This window comes from Nocardia noduli, assembly GCF_019038455.1.
In the GTDB taxonomy this organism is placed as follows: domain Bacteria; phylum Actinomycetota; class Actinomycetes; order Mycobacteriales; family Mycobacteriaceae; genus Nocardia; species Nocardia noduli.
Window position 1 is genome coordinate 25,724 of sequence record NZ_JAFMPL010000038.1, and the last position, 18,284, is coordinate 44,007.

At 67.5% G+C, this 18,284-nt stretch carries 18 protein-coding genes; 14 read left to right on the forward strand and 4 right to left on the reverse strand.

Features of this window, described 5'->3' with window-relative positions; translation table 11 throughout:
- The first annotated feature begins 2 nt into the window (after window positions 1–2).
- The 6 genes from JZ792_RS20840 to JZ792_RS20865 are packed head-to-tail and all read left to right on the forward strand — an operon-like array spanning window position 3 to window position 5,058.
- Window positions 3–677: a methylamine dehydrogenase light chain gene (locus tag JZ792_RS20840; protein ID WP_216912456.1), complete on the forward strand. Its 675-nt coding sequence runs from the start codon at window positions 3–5 to the stop codon at window positions 675–677.
- A complete protein-coding gene (locus JZ792_RS20845) occupies window positions 674–1,978 on the forward strand; it encodes a hypothetical protein (protein WP_216912458.1) in 1,305 nt (434 codons plus the stop codon). The genes JZ792_RS20840 and JZ792_RS20845 overlap by 4 nt, the downstream gene beginning before the upstream one ends.
- Window positions 1,975–3,546 carry a multicopper oxidase family protein gene (locus JZ792_RS20850; RefSeq protein ID WP_216912459.1) on the forward strand — a complete coding sequence of 524 codons (1,572 nt, stop codon included), beginning with the start codon at window positions 1,975–1,977 and terminating at the stop codon, window positions 3,544–3,546. Before JZ792_RS20845 ends, JZ792_RS20850 begins: the two co-directional genes overlap by 4 nt.
- Before the next feature lie 9 nt (window positions 3,547–3,555).
- Window positions 3,556–3,891: a plastocyanin/azurin family copper-binding protein gene (locus JZ792_RS20855; protein WP_216912460.1), complete on the forward strand. Its 336-nt coding sequence runs from the start codon at window positions 3,556–3,558 to the stop codon at window positions 3,889–3,891.
- A gap of 2 nt (window positions 3,892–3,893) precedes the next feature.
- Window positions 3,894–4,196 (forward strand): cupredoxin domain-containing protein, encoded by a 303-nt coding sequence (locus tag JZ792_RS20860; protein WP_308165379.1) that lies wholly within the window; start codon window positions 3,894–3,896, stop codon window positions 4,194–4,196.
- Between the two features lie 28 nt (window positions 4,197–4,224).
- Window positions 4,225–5,058: a methylamine utilization protein gene (locus JZ792_RS20865; RefSeq protein WP_216912462.1), complete on the forward strand. Its 834-nt coding sequence runs from the start codon at window positions 4,225–4,227 to the stop codon at window positions 5,056–5,058.
- 114 nt (window positions 5,059–5,172) lie between these two features.
- Here JZ792_RS20865 and JZ792_RS20870 read toward each other — a convergent pair whose 3' ends face one another.
- Together JZ792_RS20870 and JZ792_RS20875 are read right to left on the reverse strand one after the other, a co-directional pair.
- Window positions 5,173–5,658, reverse strand: coding sequence for a hypothetical protein (locus JZ792_RS20870; RefSeq protein WP_216912463.1), 486 nt, complete (start codon window positions 5,656–5,658; stop codon window positions 5,173–5,175).
- A gap of 129 nt (window positions 5,659–5,787) precedes the next feature.
- On the reverse strand, window positions 5,788–6,402 hold the full coding sequence (locus tag JZ792_RS20875; protein ID WP_216912464.1) for a TetR family transcriptional regulator: 615 nt from the start codon (window positions 6,400–6,402) through the stop codon (window positions 5,788–5,790).
- Window positions 6,403–6,699: 297 nt separating this feature from the next.
- On the opposite strand from JZ792_RS20875, the gene JZ792_RS20880 reads away from it, so the two are divergent.
- From JZ792_RS20880 to JZ792_RS20915, 8 genes are all read left to right on the forward strand, one after another.
- Window positions 6,700–7,308 carry a TetR/AcrR family transcriptional regulator gene (locus JZ792_RS20880; RefSeq protein ID WP_216912465.1) on the forward strand — a complete coding sequence of 203 codons (609 nt, stop codon included), beginning with the start codon at window positions 6,700–6,702 and terminating at the stop codon, window positions 7,306–7,308.
- A gap of 205 nt (window positions 7,309–7,513) precedes the next feature.
- A complete protein-coding gene (locus JZ792_RS20885) occupies window positions 7,514–9,043 on the forward strand; it encodes a nitric oxide reductase activation protein NorD (protein ID WP_216912513.1) in 1,530 nt (509 codons plus the stop codon).
- Between the two features lie 14 nt (window positions 9,044–9,057).
- Complete coding sequence (locus tag JZ792_RS20890; protein ID WP_216912466.1) at window positions 9,058–9,867, forward strand: CbbQ/NirQ/NorQ/GpvN family protein; 810 nt, start codon at window positions 9,058–9,060, stop codon at window positions 9,865–9,867.
- A 161-nt stretch (window positions 9,868–10,028) separates the two neighbouring features.
- Entirely contained in the window at window positions 10,029–10,730 is a 702-nt protein-coding gene (locus tag JZ792_RS20895) for a hypothetical protein (protein ID WP_216912514.1), read from the forward strand.
- A gap of 28 nt (window positions 10,731–10,758) precedes the next feature.
- Window positions 10,759–11,211 carry a hypothetical protein gene (locus JZ792_RS20900; RefSeq protein ID WP_216912468.1) on the forward strand — a complete coding sequence of 151 codons (453 nt, stop codon included), beginning with the start codon at window positions 10,759–10,761 and terminating at the stop codon, window positions 11,209–11,211.
- A gap of 160 nt (window positions 11,212–11,371) precedes the next feature.
- Complete coding sequence (locus JZ792_RS20905; protein WP_216912469.1) at window positions 11,372–12,310, forward strand: hypothetical protein; 939 nt, start codon at window positions 11,372–11,374, stop codon at window positions 12,308–12,310.
- Between the two features lie 579 nt (window positions 12,311–12,889).
- Entirely contained in the window at window positions 12,890–15,109 is a 2,220-nt protein-coding gene (locus JZ792_RS20910; RefSeq protein WP_216912471.1) for an MMPL family transporter, read from the forward strand.
- Between the two features lie 84 nt (window positions 15,110–15,193).
- Window positions 15,194–15,484, forward strand: a complete 291-nt coding sequence (locus JZ792_RS20915) for a hypothetical protein (protein ID WP_216912473.1) — start codon at window positions 15,194–15,196, stop codon at window positions 15,482–15,484.
- A 118-nt stretch (window positions 15,485–15,602) separates the two neighbouring features.
- On the opposite strand, the gene JZ792_RS20920 is transcribed toward JZ792_RS20915, so the two are convergent.
- Together JZ792_RS20920 and JZ792_RS20925 are read right to left on the reverse strand one after the other, a co-directional pair.
- Window positions 15,603–16,952, reverse strand: a complete 1,350-nt coding sequence (locus JZ792_RS20920; protein WP_216912475.1) for a phosphotransferase family protein — start codon at window positions 16,950–16,952, stop codon at window positions 15,603–15,605.
- Between the two features lie 80 nt (window positions 16,953–17,032).
- Complete coding sequence (locus tag JZ792_RS20925; protein ID WP_216912477.1) at window positions 17,033–18,217, reverse strand: acyl-CoA dehydrogenase family protein; 1,185 nt, start codon at window positions 18,215–18,217, stop codon at window positions 17,033–17,035.
- Between the last annotated feature and the right edge of the window lie 67 nt (window positions 18,218–18,284).

Below are 18,284 nucleotides of genomic sequence, written 5' to 3' on the forward strand. Positions count from 1 at the left end.
AGATGAACGATCATCCCCACGACCACGCAGGCACCAGCGAGCAGCGGTATCCGGTCGATGAGAACACGGTGGCCGAACAGGCCGAATGGATGGCGGGACGCGGCGGCGGAATCGTCAGCCGATCGGGACGGCGGCTGTCCGAACGCACGTCACGGCGGTCGATGATCTCGAAGATCGGCCGCTGGACCCTCGGCGCCTCCGGTGTCGCCGTGATCGGTTCACTACCGGTCACCCGGGCCGCGGCCGCGCCCGGGCCGGAACCCCAGGTGCCCGAATACGAGGGCACGAATCCGGCCGAATGCGATTACTGGCGCTGGTGCAGCATGGACGGCACCTCCTGCGCGGCCTGTGAGGGCGGCGGATTGACCACGTGCGCACCGGGTTCCAAGCCCGGCGCCGAATTCTGGGTGGGGTGCTGCACCAACCCCGCGGACGGCAAGACCTATCTGATCGCGTACTACGACTGCTGCGGCGCGCCGAGCTGCTCGAACGCGTTCTGCGGTGAGCCGGATATGCAGGCCTCGATGTACAACCCGGTCAGCGGAAGCTACGACCAGGAGATCATCTGGTGCGTCTCCGACGAATCCCAGGCCTACACCTGCACGATGGCGCCGATCATCGGCGCCGACTGCCAGGCCCGTCCCGCCGCGCGCCCGAAGGTGGGTGCGGGATCATGAGCGCCGATCGTCGTAGGGCCGTTCTCGCCGCCGTGCCGCTGGCGGTACTGCTCGCCGTCACGTCGTGCGATTCGTCCGACACGGATTCCGCGTCGTCGACCGAAGTCACCTATCCCACTGTCGAATTCGGCAAGCCGGGACCCGGAGTCGGACTGGGGGACCAGGACCAGAAAATCGACGGGAAGTTCCCCGAACCACTGCACGTCGGGCAGATCACGCCGATCGGCGCCGATCAGATCCTGGGCATCGAAGGCGATTTCGGCAAACTCGAGATGACGGTCAACGCCATCGATCCGGCGAGCGGGAAGGTCACCACCCGCGTGGTCGTCGGGGCGGGGATCTGGGATCCGGTCGTGCACGGCTTCGTCGGGAAGACGCCCGACGATCCGGCGATCCTCGCCGCCGAGGTGTGGCGTCCGCGCGGCTCGCGCGGTGCCGCCGACTTCACCGTCAGCACCTATTCGGGCAACCTGCTCGAACCCGCCGAAGTCGAATTGCCCGAGGTGGCGCGGGTGCATTCGCGGCCCGGCTCGCATGCCGTCACCTCGGACGGCAAGTATTTCGTGACCTGGGACGACGGGCTCTACGGCATCCGCGTCGTCGACCTGGCGTCCGGTAAGGAGAGCGGCGCGGTCCGGATCGTCGGCTGCGGCCCGTTCACCTGGATGGTCGGCCACGACCTGTTCAGCGTCTGCGAGGAAACGCGCGAGTTGTTGCACGTCGGCATCGGTGACGACGGTGTGCCGAAGGAGGTCGGCCGGGCGAAGGTGCTGCCCGCCGATTTCGTGAGCACGCGCACCACCACATTCGCGGAGAAGGCGAAGAAGGCGCTGCTGGTGAGCGAGAACGGGGACGTCTTCGTCCTCGACTTCGCCGGTGGCCTGCCCGGCGCGCCGGTGAAACCGATCGGCAACGCCGGGGATCCGTCGGGACGTTTCGCCGACAATGTCATCAACGCGACCGGCACCCGGCTCGCGATCGCCTACACCGACACCATCGTCCACCCCGATTCCGCTCGCGGCGGGTCGGTCGCCAAGGTGGTGGTGTTCGACGCGGCGAATCTGGCCCCGCTGCGGACATACACCCTGGCCGACCTCGGAGTCACCGCGTTCACGTCCATGACCTACAGCGTCGACGGCACGAAACTCTATGTCCTGGGCGACGGTCCGGAGGTGGACGGCGAGGCCCCGCAGCGTCTGATCGGCTTCGACGCCGTCACCGGCGATCAGGTCAGCGCGGTCGATCTGGACGGCAACGTCGAGAACGTCACGGGGTTGATCACCCCGGAGGTCAGGGAATGAGTTCCGCCACGCTCGGGCGTCGACGGTTCCTGTCGCTCGCGGCCGCGGGTGCGGGCGTGGCGGGAATCGGCGCGCTCGGCGTCACGGGCTGCGGTTCCTCGGGCGGCACGGCCCCCGCCGCGGGGGACCGGTACGACTACATCAAGCCCCACGATCCGGAGATCGCGGCAGCCGAGGCGGCCCGTGCCACCACCGGTGTCACGGTGGCTCGCGCGTTGGCGGCGGGTCCGGCGACCGTGGATCTCGGTGGGCGACTGGTGAATACCTGGACCTACGGCACGGGCGCGGTGGCCCCGGAGATCCGCCTGTCGGCGGGGGACACGCTGTCGGCCGCTGTCACCAACGCGGCCCCGGCGGCCACCAGCATCCACTGGCACGGCATCCGGATCCGCAACGATATGGACGGCGTGCCGCCCGTGACGCAGGAGGCCATCGCTCCCGGGACCACGTTCGAGTACCGGTTCCTCACCCCCGATCCCGGAACCTATTGGTATCACTCGCATTCGGGGTTACAGGCTGATCGAGGACTGTTCGGGGCGCTGATCGTCGAGGATCCTGCCGACGCCACGGGTGCCGATGCCGACGCGGTGCTCGTACTGGACGACTGGGTCGACGGAATGGGGACGACCCCGGACGCGGTCATGGCCGCCCTCAACCCGAACCTGCACGGCGGTCACGCGGGACACGACGCATCGGCTCCCGCGCCGATCGACGCCGACGCGGCCACGGTCGCGGCGTCGATCACAGCTGCGGGACATGGTGATTCGCGGGCGCTCGGCGGGATGACCCAACACATCGCCTATCCGCTGCATCTGATCAACGGGCGTCCGCCGAACGATCCGGCGGTGATCTCGGCGGCGCCGGGGACACGGCTGCGGTTGCGAATCATCAACGCGGGGGCGGAAACTCCCTACCGCTTCGCCATCGCCGGGCACCGGATGACGGTGGTCGCGGTCGACGGATTCGACGTGGTCCCGGCCGAGGCCGACACGATCCTGATCGGCATGGCCCAGCGCTACGACGTGCTGGTGACGGTCGCCTCCGGCGCGTGGCCGGTGGTGGCGGCCGTCGAGGGGCGGGCGGGTTACGCCTCGACGGTTTTGCGCAGTTCCGATGCCGCGCCGTTGGCCGACCCCGATGTCGGCGGTGTCATCGCCGAACTCGGCGGACAGCTGTTGCCGGAGAGCGCATTACGTCCCGCCGCCCGGACCGTGTTGGCACACAGGACGCCGGACCGCGAGTACTCGGTGGACCTGCTCCAGGCGGGCAACCGCTACGTCTGGGCGATGGCGGGCGCCGACGCCGGGAAGCTCGTCATGAAGCAGAGGGAACGCGTCCGCGTCACGATGCACAACAGGTCGACGATGTGGCACCCCATGCACACCCACGGGCACACCTTCGCGATCCCGGCCTACGGCGGACTGCGCCGCGACACCGTGAACGTGCTGCCCGGCACCTCGCTGGCCGTCGAATTCGACGCCGACAACCCCGGCGAGTGGATGTTCCACTGCCACAACGCCTATCACTTCGAAGCCGGTATGACGGCCAACCTGATGTACATCCGATGAGAGGTATCGATGAGAAAGCTCCTGGTCCTGATCGCCGCGCTGTCCGCGGTTCTCGGGCTGAGCGCCTGCGGCGGCGATTCCGGAGGCGACGCGCCCGCGGCGACGATCCGCGTGCAGAACATGTCCTACAGCCCGGCCTCGATCACCATCGAGAAGGGCCAGACCGTCGAATGGATCTTCGACGACAGCGGCCTACCGCACGACGTCGTGGACGACGACGGGAAGTATCGCAGCGACCTGCTGACCACCGGCAGTTTCACCCACACCTTCACCGAGTCGGGCACATTCACCTACCACTGCACGCCGCACACGATGATGCTCGGCACGGTCGTCGTCGAGGGGTGAGGGTGCTCGCCGCCGTCGGACTGCTCGCCCTCGCCGGTGGCTGCGCGAGCCAGGCCCGGGTCGACGCCGTGGTGCGCATCAGCGAGGTCAGCTTCGCGCCCCGCGAGGTTCGAATCCCCGTCGGCGGCACCGTCGAATGGCGATTCGAGGACGGCGGTCTGCTGCACGAAGTACACGCCGACGGCGTCTTCGACAGCGGCGTGCTGGGCGAGCGCACCTTCCGATTCACCTTCGATACGCCGGGCGACGTCGAGTACCGGTGCTCGATCCACCCGTACATGTCCGGAATCGTGCACGTCGGATGACGTGCAGTTCACCCACAGGAGGTCCTCCATGACAACACTGCTCGATCACGAGGCGTTACCCGTCGACATGCCGCAGATCCGGCCCGAACTGCCCCGCTCGGTCGGCCTCGGCTCCCGTCTGGCGCTGCCCGCGGCCACCGCCGCGGTGGGCGTCGCGACGGCGTTCGCGCTCGGTCCGGATCAGCGGATCGGCCTGACGGCAACGGTCGTCGGGGCCGGTCTGATCACGGCGCTGGCCGCGAACTGGTCGACCTGCGGAATGTCCGTCGCCGGCGTCGTCGTCGCACCGAAACAGCCGGGTCGTCGTGGCGCTTCCACGCCGCTGCGACGGCTCGGCTGGCATGCGCTCGGCTCACTCGCGACCGGCACCGTGACGGGTGCGCTGATCGGCGTGCTGGGCGGCGTCGTCCTCGGCGTGCTGCCGTTCGCCGTGCTGCTCGGGGCCTGGGCCGTGCTCGCCGCCTCGTACGGTCTGCACGAACTCGGCCTCCTCAGCATGCCGACGCCGATGCGGCGACAGCAACTGCCACGTCACCTGCGCCGCAGCGCCGCGCCGTGGAAGGTCTCGCTGCTGTTCGGCGCGATCATCGGCCCCGGTTTCCTCATCTACATCCGCTCCAGCGCCTACTACCTGCTGGTCCTCGGTGTGGCGGCACTCGGATCACCGGCCCTGGGCGCGGTGCTCTTCGCGACGGTGTCGCTCGGGCGCTGCCTGCCGAGCGCGCTGGCGATCGCGCATACGCGCCACGGCGGATCGATGCCGGGCTTCCTGTCCCTGATGTGCGTCATCGACCGCCGCGTGCAAGTGCTGACCGGCGCGGTCCTGGTGGGGCTGGGGGCCTTCGCGCTGACGCTGGTGTGAGGCTCGGGGTGGTACCCGGGATCGCGGCGGCTTCGCTGCGATCCCGGATGCCCACCGATATCGCCGGTGTCGCGGAGCGGGCTCGCCAGCGAGATTCGAGGTGCAGGGCCTCGCCTATCGAATCCGGCGCTCGCATTCCTCGAACGGTGTGCCCGCCTCGAAGCAGTCGGCCAAGCCGCTCTGGACATCGCCGCTGGTGGGAGGTTCGCCGCAGAGAATTCCGCAGCGCTGGTATCCGGGGACGTCGCTGCCGTCGGGGAAACGGCACCGGCCGTCGTCGCAGGTGTAGCCGCGGGTGTTGGGATCGCGGGTGAGCGGACCCCGGCTGTAGGACCAGACGAGGGCGTCGGTGCCCTGGACCGGCGTGCAATACACCGTGCGGCCGTCGGCGAGGTGGGCGTCGGCGCCCCGGTCGGTGCAGTAGTCGTTCAGGCTCACCTCGGGGCCGGGTGGTGCCGCGGCGGGTGACCGCGCGGCGGACCAGGCGCCGGGGGATGCCGTAGCCGTCGCGGGTGCCATGACCAGGGCCGATAGCGCCGCGAGGGCTGTCAATCCGGTGGTCAGTGCCCGGAATTTCCGTCGTCGAACTTCCGTCGCCATCGCTTCGCCTCCGGTCCGGATCGTCGTGAGGTCCGGACACTACGCGGCCTCACGCTACGAGGTCCACGGTTTCGGAAATCGATGCGGGGTGAATGGACAACCATCGGGGCCGGGGGACGACCCCTCTCGTCAGGATTCACTCGGCCCGAGCATGCCGTGCAACGCGGTGGAGACGTACCTGTCGATAACCGGCTCCCGCACCGACGCCGTGTCGGGGATGGTGATCAGCAGGGCATACAGACCCAGCAGGAAGAACACCCCGTTGTAGAACACGTCCGTGCCCGCCGGGATGTCCCCACGGTCACGGGCTCGCTCCAGTTCCTCGACCACGGCGACGATCACCGGGTGCTGCCGCCACTCCTCCTGGGGTGGTCGGGTGGTGGAGAAGTGCAGCGCGAGAAAGTCTTTGAACAGGGTGGTGCCGAGTCGATGTTCGAGGGCCAGTAGCACGCGGACGATTTCGGTGAGCGCCGACGGCAGGTCGGGCGATTTCTTGAAGAACCGGGTGAGTTCCTCGGCCATGCGCTCTTCCTCGCGCCGCTCGAGTTCGATCAGCACGTGTTCCTTGGTCGGGAAGTGGAAGAAGAACGTGCCGTGCGCGACTCCGGCCGCCGACACGATTTCCCCGACTTCGGCCGCGACCATGCCCTTGCGCCTGAACTCGCTGATGGCCGCGCCGAGCAGACGCTCGCGAGTCTGGCGACGCTTCAACTCCCGCGCCGGGACCTTGCCCTCCGTCGGCATGATTCCTTTCGGGCCGCACCATCAACTCCTGGTGGTCAAAGTACCAAGTCGGATGCGGCGGGGTGGATGGTGCACCGGGCGATCGCAGGTTGCCTCGGTGTGCGGGGTGTCCTCAGCGCCGCACGGTGTAGTTCATTCATCGAATGCTACCGGGCGTGTCCCGTGCAAGATCATGATTCTAGTCAGCTTGACATAGATTAATGAGCAGCTACAGCCTAATTTTCAGAGATTTTGCTGATCCAAGTCACTGAAACCGAACATTGACTCGAGTCAATCACATCGTCTACAAAGATCTCCATGACCGAGGCGCGGACAACACCGTATGGGCGGGAAGCCCAGCGCCTCCGGACGCGACGGCGCGTGCTGGACGCCGCTCTCGCGGAATTCCGTCGAACCGGTGCGGCCGCGGCCGACGTCGGCGCCATCGTGGCGGACGCCGGAGTCGCCCGCGCGACGTTCTACTTCCATTTCCCCCGCAAAGAACACGTGCTCCTCGAACTGGAACGGCGTGAAGAGGTGCGGATCGCCAAGCGGTTGGCGCACCGGCTCGCCGAACCGCACGATCTGGCGGCGGCTCTCGACGAGGTCGTCCGCTCGGTGCTGACCGTCGAGCGACGCGTCGGCTCCGTCCTGTTCAAAGATCTGCTCGCACTGCATTTTTCGCCGAATCGTCCCGAGGACGACGAGTGGACCGATCACCCGGTGATCGTCCTGGTGGTCGAAGAGTTCGCCCGCGCTCGCGACGACGGCGAAGCGTTCGCCGGGCTGAACCCGTTCCACGCCGCGGTGTTCTTCCTGCTCGGCCTCTACGCGCTGCTGACGACCAGCGGCGAGTCCAGGTCCACGCGCGCGGTGATGCTGGACAACTACGTGGCGCTCACGCTGCGCGGCATGGAGATCCGATGACCATGCCGTCACCGAACTTCGACTCGAATCGGCAGTCGGGGAAACGATCACAACGGAGGTCGAATCATGTGGCAGGACATCGTGCGTCTGGTCATCGCGTGGGGATCCATGGGCGCGGTCATCGGATTCTGGTACTGGGTGATGCGCAATATCGGGACCTTCTGATGCCGTCGCCGCGCCGGGAGTCGATCCGGTGGTCGTGCGTATGACCGGATCGGAGAAGGGCGGCGCGACAGCGGTGGAGCGCAGTTGCGCCGTGACGGCCGTCGCGTTCTCCGACAATCGCCGCACCGGTGTCCGGCTGATGACCGGTGAGCGCAGGGCCTTCGGTGTGAACGCGACCCGGTCGATCGTGCAGGTTCCCTATCCGCCGCTGTCGCCGGAATGGACCAGGAGAACGGTCACCTGCGGTGTGGCACTGCAATGTTCGCCGTCCAAGGAACGGATCGCCGGATACTCGCTGCACGAACTGTCACCCCGTGAACTCGGGAGTCTGTCGATCATCGAAGGCGCGGTCGCCGCGGGCTGGATCGGTCGGCGGCTGCCCGGCCTGATTCCCGAGTTGCGGCGGGTGATTCCCGAGCTCGAGATCGCCGATCCGGACCTCGGTGGCATCGAGATGATCGAGCGAGCGAGGGAACTGGCCCGCTCGCGACGTCCGCTGGTCTCGCATCCGCTGCTGGGTTCGCTCCCCATGACCGTGCCGGGCAGAAGTGCCCTGTCGGTCGCGGTGCGGCGGATGTACGGGCGGATGCCGTGGACCTCTCCGCGCGTGGATTCGTATCGGGCGATGTCGGTGCCGGTCGGGGGTGAGGGCGGGGTGCGCAATCCGAACCTGCCGCCGCCGAGCAGGCCGGAGAACGAGGACATCGAGATCAGGCCGGATCAGCGAGCGGGCATTCCCTACCCGGAATGGAATATGTGGTCGCAGAGCTTCCTGCGTGACCACGTGGCCGTTCTGGAACGCAAACATCCCACGCGGGCGGTTCCGCCGGTCCCGGTGTCGGCCGATGTGCGGCGCTGGTTCGAGCAGTACACGCGGCGCGCGATGAAGTCCGGTCTGGAGGACGGATCCGACCTCGATATCGACCGCTACACACGCTATTTCGTCGACGCGTCGACCGGTGCGGTTCCCGAGCCGCGGGTCTTCCGCGATCTGCTACCCGATTCCCGCGATGTCGCCACCGCGGTGCTGCTCGACGGCAGTTCGTCGCTGGGAGTGCACGGCGGCCGGATCTTCGAACTGGAGCTGGCCTGCGCCGACGCCCTGTCGCGGGCCCTGACTCTCGCCCGCGAACGGCACGGCGTCTTCGTCTTCACCGGCAACACGCGGCATCGAGTAGAGGTCAAGTGCCTCAAGGATTTCGACGACCGCTACTTCGTCGATCCGAGCAGTCTCGGTCTCGCGGCCGGGGGTTACACGCGCCTGGGTGCTCCGCTGCGCCATCTGACCGGTCGCCTGCTCGCGCAACCCTGCGAACGACGCCTGCTCATCGTGATCGGTGACGGATTGATCTCCGACGAGGGCTACGAGGGCCGCTACGCCTGGGCGGATGTGGCGCACGCGGTGGAGGAAGCCACCGAGGCGGGGGTGACGGTCTATTACCTCGGCGTCGGTCCGGTGCGGGTCGATCCGCTGCCGGTCGTCTTCGGGGACCGCCGTTCCCGCCGGATCCGCCGCGTCGAGGAACTGCCGCGCGTACTGGCCCATGTCCATCGCGAGCTGGTCGCATGAACGGAAGGGGTGGCATGTCCACCGACCACTACTTCAGCAGCGGTGGCGATATCGCGTTGTTCGAGAGGGCATTCGGGCGACAGCTGCCGGTGATGCTGACCGGGCCGACCGGGTGCGGGAAGACGCGGTTCGTCGAGCACATGGGTCGGCTGCTCGGCCGCCCGGTCGTCACCATCAGCTGCCACGACGATCTGACCAGCTCGGATCTGGTCGGACGCTTCCTGGTCTCCGGCGGTGACGTGATCTGGAACGACGGGCCGCTGACCCGCGCGGTCAAGAACGGCGCGATCTGCTACCTCGACGAAGTGGTGGAGGCGCGTCACGACTCGCTGGCCATCCTGCATTCGCTGACCGACCATCGCCGCACCCTGTACCTGGACCGCGCCGACGAGATCGTCACTGCACCCGCGACTTTCATGCTCGTGTGCTCCTACAACCCCGCCTACCGCAGCTCGCTCAAAGAGCTCAAACCCTCGTTCCGGCAGCGGTTCGTCACCCTCGCCATGGACTACCTCGACCCGGATCGGGAAGCGGAAGTGGTGGTCGCGGAGACCGGAGTGGATCTCGCGGTCGCCGAGCGACTCGTGGGCTGCGCCAACGCGATTCGACAGGCGGACGAGGTCTTCCACTTCGAACCGCCCTCGACCAGGGTCCTGGTCACCGCCGGGCACCTGATCGCCGCGGGGGCCACCGAACTCGAAGCGGCGCACGCCTGCGTTCTCGCGCCACTCGGCGGCGACGGCGCGGTCGCCGACGGTCTGCGCGAGATCGCGGCGGCGAACCTGACCACCGAAACCGCACTCGCGCAACCTCTCCGGAAGTAAGGATCACCGCCCATGAACGACCAGGATCGCCGGCGACGTCGAGCTCTGATCGCCGTCCAGATCTTCGCCTACGGATTTCTGCTGGCGATGTTTCTCATCCAGCTGCACATGTACTCGGTCCGGGACTGGTAGGAGCCACCGTGAAACTCTCGACCTTCCAGCTGCGCCGCGGTGCCGCCGCACCGGCGAAAAGCGCGGACGCCTACGACGAACACCACGACCAGAGCAAACGCGCTCAACGTGAGGCCGACTGGTGGCTCACCGCGGGCACCTTGCTGATGGGCACCCTGGTGCTCGGCATCGTCGGCCTGCCGATCTTCCTGCGCGGGGTGTGGCTGCAACGCAGAGCCCAGGAGTCGGGGCTGTCGGTGCGACCGCTCATCGTCACCCTGATCGGATATCTCGTCATTCTCGACGCGGCCCTGAACAGTCTGGGCTGGGCGTTGGACCTGATCGCCAACCACACCCTGATCAACCGCGTCATCATCACCGCCTGGGGCAACTTCTTCGACGCGGGCTATTTCTGGCACTACAACGAACTGTGGATCGGTGGTGCGGGCGCGCCCGGTGAGAAGGGCTGGGAGGTCGCGCTCATGCTGACCGTTTTCCCGATGCGTATCGCCGCCGCCATCGCGTTCCTCCAGATGAAGCGGTGGGGACATCAGTGGATGATCGTCACCTGCTGGTTCGGCCTCGTCATCTGGATCGGTTACACGTTCAACATGACCATGTACGCCGACGTCCGCTACGACGGCGTGGTCCTGCCGGTCATCGGCTGGTGGCTCTACGACATCTTCTACATCACCCCGTTCCTCGCGATTCCGTACCTGCACACGGTCAACCGCGAAATCTTCTCCGACTGAACCGAATACACCGCCGAGGATCGAGACAATGAGTAAAATCGCACCCACAGAGCAGAATTCGGACGACAAGGAACTACCGCTCGGCACGACCCCGGCGTACGCGGGGATGCACAAGTGGCTCAAGCGCGGCATTTTCGTCTGTTTGTTCGCCCTGGTCATCGAAGGGGCGTTCACCGTGCCCGCGCTCGCGCTGTGGTACGGCTGGCCGACCCTGTCGTTCACCGAGATCTGTAGTGAGCTGATGAAGGTCCGCTACTCCGACGACACCGTCGAATGCGAACATCCCTACCCGCTCAGCGGCGCACCGTTCGGTGGACCACCCGAGGCGGCGGGACAGCAGACCGCGCAGGATGATTGGGGGATCCAGCCGAAACCGAAGTGGGACAGAATCGGATTCCGCGAACTGATCCGAATCCACGAGGAACGCATCGCGCGCCAGGAGGCGGCTCAGCAGAACGCGACACCACCTCCACCCCGCTGACCCCGGGAAGCTGCCACCTCCCGGGCCCGTTGCCGTCGTGTTGGCATGCACGGCGGCAACGGGTGATTCCGGCGTCCGGTTATCATCGACCCGCGGTCGGCGCGTGATGAATCACGGTCGGCCGGGCGGGGAATCACAGGTCGAACCCATCGGAGTCACGTTGTCGACGATTGTGCTGGTCCACGGCATCGCGCAGGAGCAGTTGTCCGCGGATTCCCTGGAGGCCGAATGGCTTCCAGCCCTGGCTGGGGGAGTGCGCACCGCGGGACATCACGAACTGGCCGACCGTTTGTGGCGCGACAGCCGACCGTCCGGCCTCACGACCAGGATGGCCTATTACGGTGACCGATTCACCGACCCCGACGCGCAAGGATCGGGCGCGCGGGCTATCGACGGCACCGTGCTGGATCTCGCCGCGCTGGATCTGGCGGAACGCTTGAGCGTCGAATGGCTGCGCACGGCGGCCGAATGCGCCGCGGATCCCCGCGATCGGGCCGAAGCCACCCGCCGATTGCTGAATATCGACGGTACCGACGAGGGCGCACAAGGCCCGGCCGCCGCCCTCAGACCCGCGCTCAACGCGCTCGCGCGGCTGCGATGGTTCGCGCCGTTCGGTCTCGGCCTCGCCGGAAAGTTCGTGTGGCGCGCGGTATCCCAGGTGTCGAGATATCTGACCGAGGAGACGGTGCGACAGTTCGCTCAGGACCGCGTTCTCGAACACATCGACGCCGACACCCGCCTGGTGATCGGACATTCTCTCGGTTCCGTGGTCGCCTACGAAGCACTGCATCGCACCACCGGGCCGGTATCGTTCCTGACGCTGGGATCGCCGCTCGGCCTGAGAAGTATCGTCTACGACAGACTCCGCCCCGCGCCACCGCGTGTGCCCGACGCCGTGTCCGCGTGGACCAATGTCGTCGACCGCGACGATCTGGTCGCGGCGCACCTGGACCTCGAGCCGTACTTCCCACCCGCGCGCGATTCTCGCGTCGTGCCGCGGACCCTGCCGTTCGTCGACAACGGGTCGGCGCCGCACAGCGCGGTCAACTATCTGACCAAAGCCGCTGTCGGAAGAGTGGTCGCGGAAGCGCTGAGCTGATCTGCCTCGTCGGAACGCCGTGGCGAAGGCGTCGACGTCGATCCCGAGCATCGGTCCGATGGCGATGGTAGGCAAAGCCGCGGCGGTCGTCGAACGCGTCCCGCCCGGCGAGATTGATCGCTGTGTCCTCGGAGTCTCCGAAGCCCCAGCGCAATTGAAGTCGGACCGGGTCTACGGAAGAACGGGTCCGGGTCGGTGAGATCCTCCGGCAAGGTCGTCCGGGGGTGGTCATGCTCGGTGTCCTTCCGTGGCCATGGCGAGACTGCGATTAGTAATGACTATAGTCAGTTCAGACTGAACTGATCGCCTCGCTTCCCGCTTTTCTGGAGCTGTAAACCTGGCTATATACTCACTTGAGTGGCGTTTATCAGCCGCTGTAGGTCAGTCGAGCCGACCTATTTCATTGACATGAGTCAGAAACTGAACGAGACTCTGTCGAACGAAGGCGCACGCGATCGAGCGCGCGCCGACCGCTCGGGGTGGTCGAAGGTGAGGCGCGCGGTGCGCGTCGCGCGGCAGTGAAGTATCCGCGTCTGCGAGACCTTCGGGACCCGGAGCCGAGCAGAAGGTCCGAGGCCGATGGCGACGATGTTGTATCGACTGGGCGGCTTCGCTTTCCGGCATCGCCTGACAGTCCTCCTCGCGTGGTGCGTGCTGCTCGGCGGCGCTGCCGCGACCACCCTGGCGGCCGAACCGTTCGTCGCGGATTTCTCCGTCCCCGGCTCGGGAAGCGAACGCGCACAGCAGATCATGGACGACAAGTTCCCGCAGCTGCGGGGCAGTCGCGATCTCGCCGCCGCCCAGGTCGTTTTCCAGGCGCCCGAGGGCACCACACTCGACAGGCCGGAGAATCGGGCGCGCGTCGACGAACTGGTGCGCGGGCTGCGGGGCCTCGAGAATCTCGCGGCCCCGCAGGCGGTGGTCGATCCGCTGGGGGAGCCGGTCGGCGCGCATCGGGTGAGTCGGGACCGCACCCTCGCCTATGTCGAACTGACCTGGACCACGACGTTCGATCTCATCGATGAGGGTGAGATCGCCGCGTTCGAGGAGGTGCTCGCCCGGTCGAGCGCGAACGGTCTGCGGGCGGAGGCGACCGGCAGTGTGTTCAGTGCTGAGCGCGTCGACAGCGCCGCCGCGGAATCGGTCGGATTCGGGATCGCGATGATCGTCATGATCATCGCGTTCGCCTCGCTGGTCGCGGCGTCGCTGCCGATCGTCACCGCTCTGTTCGGCGTGGGAATCTCGGTCTCGCTACTCACCGGCGCGACCGCGTTCTTCGAGATGGACTCGTCCTCGATCCTGCTGGCGTCGATGATCGGTATCGCGGTCTCCATCGACTATTCGCTGTTCATCGTGTCGCGCTACCGCCACGAGATGAACGCGACCGACGATCTCGGTCATGCCGCGGGCCGCGCGGTCGGCACCGCCGGATCCTCGGTCGTGTTCGCGGGCATGACCGTCGTGATCGCCCTCGTCGGATTGCGCGTGGTCGACAACCCGCTGATGTCGATGCTCGGCTACACCGCCGCGCTGTCGGTGGTGGTGGCCGTCGTGGCCGCGCTCACCATGTTGCCCGCGCTCCTGGGCCTGCTCGGACGGCGCGCGTTCGCGCTGCGCGTGCCGGGCCTGCGACGGGGAGACGAACCCGATACCGCGGATTCCCACGGTGCGCGATGGGTGCGCCGGATCGCGGCGCGGCCGGTGCTCGCGCTGGTGGCGACCACCGCGGTGCTCGGGGTGTTCGCGCTGCCCGCCGCCGACCTCGAACTCGGAATGGACGTGGCGACAGCGGATCAGAAACCGGCCATCGAGTTGCTCGGAAGGGGTTTCGGCGACGGCGTCGTCGGTCGGCTCGTCGTGGCCGTCGACGGGAGCGGGACTTCCCGGCCGGAAGCCGTCTACCGCGACCTGGCCGCCGCGATCGGGAATCTGCCCGCCGTCGCGACCGTCGCGCCGCCGCAGCTCAACGCCGACCGCACCGGCGCGTTGATCGTGGTCATCCCGGATTCCGGACCGGGCACGACGCAGACACGCGACCTGGTCAGCGATATCCGCGGTCTGGAGCGCTCCTTCCTCGACCGCGACGGCATCGGTTTCGGGGTCGCCGGGCAGACGGCGATGATGTCGGATCTCGCGGTCGCCCTCTACGGGGCGCTGATTCCCTATCTCGCGTTGGTCGTCGGCTTGGCGTTCCTGGTCCTGATGCTGGTGTTCCGCTCGCTGCCGGTACCCCTGATCGCGACACTCGGGTTCCTGCTGTCCATCGCCGCGACCTTCGGCGCGACCGTCGCGGTCTTCCAGAAGGGCTGGTTCGGCCTGGTCGCCGACCCGGAGCCGGTGATCAGTTTCGTTCCCATCTACCTGATCGCGATCCTGTTCGGGCTCGCCATGGACTATCAGGTCTTCCTCGTCACCCGCATGCGCGAGGAATACGCGCACGGCCCGAGGACCGACGCCGCGGCACGGGAATCGGTCGTCGTCGGTTTCCGGCACGGTGCGCGGGTGGTCACCTCGGCGGCCTTCGTGATGGTCTCGGTCTTCGCCGCGTTCGTTCTGCTGCCCGACACCATCGCCAGGACCATGGGTTTCGCGTTGGCCATCGGCATGGTGTTCGACGCGTTCCTGATCAGGATGATCATCGTGCCCGCGCTCATGACCCTGCTCGGCAGGCACGCGTGGTATCTGCCGAACTGGATCGACCGGATCCTGCCCGACGTCGACATCGAAGGGCGTCAGCTGGAGAAATACGATCGTCCAGCCGAACTGCCGGAGGACGCCGTCGCGGTGCACGCGGGCTGAGTGTTGCGTAGCTGACATTGACATTCAATTCTGTCCCGGGATCGAATTGAACAGACCTCGATGATCAGCGGCGCACGGAGATCCATGAACCTCACCAGCACCCTCCGGACCGTCGTCGAACTCGACGGCACCGACTACACCCTCGATCCGACCCTCGGCGGCTTCGCGGTCGTGTACACCTACGACGGCGGCGCGCGCGGGCTCTACACCTATATCGAGTACTACAACGATCCGAGCTTCGCCGAAATCAATGCCGAGGACGCCGCGGACATCGTCCGCGAGCACGACAAGCTGGCCGCGAAGCTGACGGCAGCGCAGTTGGCGCAGTACATCGACGGCGACCGGTTGCTCGCCAGCGAACTGGTCCGCCTCTGACGGAGTCGGTCCAGCGCAGGCGCTGACACCCGCCCCGGGACGGCTCGTGCGGAGCCGCCGCACGGACGACAAGCGCGGGCCCGCAGGCGGATTCGGAATTCAGGCGCGGAACCGACACTCAGACAACGTATCCCGGATTCGACGCGCGCAACCGCGCCAGTACCGTCGCCGTCACCGCCGCCCGCACGCCTTTCTTCTCGTACGACAGCGCCCCCGAGCGGATCTTCTCCGCGAGCACCGCCTCCGATGCGCAGTCCACCCGGCCGAGCAGTTCGCGCGCCTGGGACGCCACGCCGGTCTCGGTCAACTCTCGCCCGCCGATCCGCAGCAGCGACACGCAGATACGCAGCAGATAACGTTGCCGCGCGGCGTCTTCGGACAATGCCGGGCCGATATCCTCGGCGAGCGTCGCGGCGACGAGTTCGAGGATCTCGGTGACGCTCGGGCGGTCGTGCACGGTCGCGCTCGGCGGTTCCGGCACCGGTTCGGGCACGGCGGTATCGAGGAGATCGAGCGCGTCGATCAGGTCGAATTCGGATTCGCACACCCGCCGTCCGATCGCGGCGAGTTCGAGTGAGTGTTCGGCTCCGCCGAAATGGCGTTCGGCCTGGAATCGGCTCAGTACCAGCCATTTCAGCGTGCCGAACACCTCCCACCAGTGCAGCTCGCCCGCCGAGGGACGGTCACCGGTGGCGCGGTGGTAGCCGTCGAGCAGATGTTCCCGACTGCCGAGCCCGCCGACCGGTGCGGACGCGCCGAAGCGCCACGCCCGGACGCAGAGCCATCCGAGATCCTCGATCGGATTGCCGAGGTGCGCGAGTTCCCAGTCCAGCACGCCCCGGATACCGGTGGGATCGATCAGCAGATTGCCGAGCCGGAAATCTCCGTGCACCAGACAGATCGGGCGCGGGGGCGGGCGGTGCTCCCGGAGCCAGCGCAGACCCGCCTCCACGGCGGGGCGGGGTTCGGCGAAGGCGAGATAGATCTGCTCGATGCTGTCGAGTTGATCGCTGTCGTCGAGTGCGGTGAGTGTGTCGAGCGGCGTGCGATGGATCCGTCCGAGCACGTAGCCGAGTTCTTCGGCGATATTCGCGCGTAGGGTCTCGAATTCCGGATTCCGTTGCAGCTTACGGGGTATCGACTCGCCGCCGACGGTGTTCATCAGCAGGTACGGTGCGTCGATCCCGGGTGCGGTATCCCCGGAGCCGAGGACCCGGGGTACGGGGACACCCGCCCCTGCGGCGGCCCGCAAACACGCGACCTCGGCGCGCATGCGGGCGGGGTCGCCGTGGCCCGGCGGGTCACGGCGGAGCACGGCCGTGACCGGCGCGCCGTCCCGGTCGGTGGCGTGGATCGCGTACACCTCGCGGCTCGCGCCTCCGGTGAACCGGCGGATCTCGGCGGTGACGATCTCGGTGCCGACGGCTTCGCCGAGCACCGCGCGGACACCGTCGATCAGAGTGGTCACGGCCGGTTCCTGGTCTTCGACGACACCGACTGCTTCGAGGTGCGACCCGAATTCGGCACGGCCATCGTCACGAGGGGGTGTCACAGCCACGGCGCGGCCCCCGGGTCGCGCAGCAACCGGCGCGCGGTCGACATGCGGTGCACCTCGTCGGGTCCGTCGTAGACCCGCGCGTAGCGCGCCTGCCGGTACATGCGCTCCAGTGGCGTGTCCGCGGTCAGGCCGAGCGCGCCGTGCACCTGGATGGCCCGGTCGATGACGTCGTGCAGCATTCTGGCGCTCCAGAATTTCACCAGTCCGACCCGTACGCGATAGTCCTCTCCGGCGTCCATCGCCCGCGCGGCATCGATGGTCATCAGCCGCGCGGCATGGATCTGGGCGGCGGATTCGGCGATGTAGCGGTGGATCTCGCCCTTGTCCGCGAGCAGTGATCCGTGGGCGAAGCGCGTGTTCGCGCGGGCGCACATGAGTTCGTAGGCGCGCTGGGCCTGGCCGAGCCAGCGCATGCCGTGGAAGATCCGGCCCGGTCCGAGGCGATCCTGCGCCACCGCGAACCCCTGACCGCGCGCGCCGAGCAGTGCCGCGGCGGGCACGCGGACATCGGTCAGCCGGATCTCGTAGTGGTCGCTGGGGTCGTGGCCCATCGTCGGAATCGAACGCACGATCTCGAATCCGGGTGTGTCGGTCGGGACGATGATCGCGCTGATGCGCGCGTGCCTCGGCGCGGACTCGGGTTCGGTGCGGGCGAAGACCGTGCAGAACGCGGCCTGCGCCGCGCCGGTGGTGAACCACTTGTGTCCGTTGACGATCCAGTGATCGCCGTCGAGTTCGGCGCGGGCTTCGATCAGGGTGGGATCGGAGCCCGCGACCTCGGGTTCGGTCAGTCCGACCGACGGCAGGATCTCCCCCGACACCAGCGGCGCGATCCAGCGGGCGCGCTGCTCGGCGGTCCCGTGCCGGTGCAGCATGAGCGTGTCCTGCATGGACACCGAACCGACGGCCAGCTGACCGAATTCGGAACGGCCGATGATCTCGTTGAGATAGACGAAGTCGAGGAACGGCAGACCCCCGCCGCCCAGCTCCGCCGGATGACCGAGCGCCCAGAGGCCGAGTTCCTTTGCCCGCGTTCGCAGTCCGGCCAGTGTGTTGCGCGCGGCGTCGCCCTCGACGGCGAGCGTGGATTCGACGGGGATGACCTCGTCGTCGATGAACGCGCGCATCGCCGCCGCCAATTCGGCCGACCTGCCCTCGGGGTGGTTGTAAGTCATGTCAACGCTCCTTCGCGCGGGGGAGAGGTCGTGCGGCGGTCGAGTCGTCGTCGAGTGGGCGGTGCCC

Excerpts from the sequence above, each read along its gene's own strand:
- JZ792_RS20925 (WP_216912477.1), bottom strand. The coding sequence starts at position 18,217 with ATGACTTACAACCACCCCGAGGGCAGGTCGGCCGAATTGGCGGCGGCG.
- JZ792_RS20890 (WP_216912466.1), top strand. The coding sequence starts at position 9,058 with ATGTCCACCGACCACTACTTCAGCAGCGGTGGCGATATCGCGTTGTTC.
- JZ792_RS20900 (WP_216912468.1), top strand. The coding sequence starts at position 10,759 with ATGAGTAAAATCGCACCCACAGAGCAGAATTCGGACGACAAGGAACTA.
- JZ792_RS20840 (WP_216912456.1), top strand. The coding sequence starts at position 3 with ATGAACGATCATCCCCACGACCACGCAGGCACCAGCGAGCAGCGGTAT.
- JZ792_RS20845 (WP_216912458.1), top strand. The coding sequence starts at position 674 with ATGAGCGCCGATCGTCGTAGGGCCGTTCTCGCCGCCGTGCCGCTGGCG.
- JZ792_RS20885 (WP_216912513.1), top strand. The coding sequence starts at position 7,514 with ATGACCGGATCGGAGAAGGGCGGCGCGACAGCGGTGGAGCGCAGTTGC.
- JZ792_RS20850 (WP_216912459.1), top strand. The coding sequence starts at position 1,975 with ATGAGTTCCGCCACGCTCGGGCGTCGACGGTTCCTGTCGCTCGCGGCC.
- JZ792_RS20870 (WP_216912463.1), bottom strand. The coding sequence starts at position 5,658 with ATGGCGACGGAAGTTCGACGACGGAAATTCCGGGCACTGACCACCGGA.
- JZ792_RS20855 (WP_216912460.1), top strand. The coding sequence starts at position 3,556 with ATGAGAAAGCTCCTGGTCCTGATCGCCGCGCTGTCCGCGGTTCTCGGG.
- JZ792_RS20910 (WP_216912471.1), top strand. The coding sequence starts at position 12,890 with ATGGCGACGATGTTGTATCGACTGGGCGGCTTCGCTTTCCGGCATCGC.
- JZ792_RS20865 (WP_216912462.1), top strand. The coding sequence starts at position 4,225 with ATGACAACACTGCTCGATCACGAGGCGTTACCCGTCGACATGCCGCAG.
- JZ792_RS20880 (WP_216912465.1), top strand. The coding sequence starts at position 6,700 with ATGACCGAGGCGCGGACAACACCGTATGGGCGGGAAGCCCAGCGCCTC.
- JZ792_RS20915 (WP_216912473.1), top strand. The coding sequence starts at position 15,194 with ATGAACCTCACCAGCACCCTCCGGACCGTCGTCGAACTCGACGGCACC.
- JZ792_RS20875 (WP_216912464.1), bottom strand. The coding sequence starts at position 6,402 with ATGCCGACGGAGGGCAAGGTCCCGGCGCGGGAGTTGAAGCGTCGCCAG.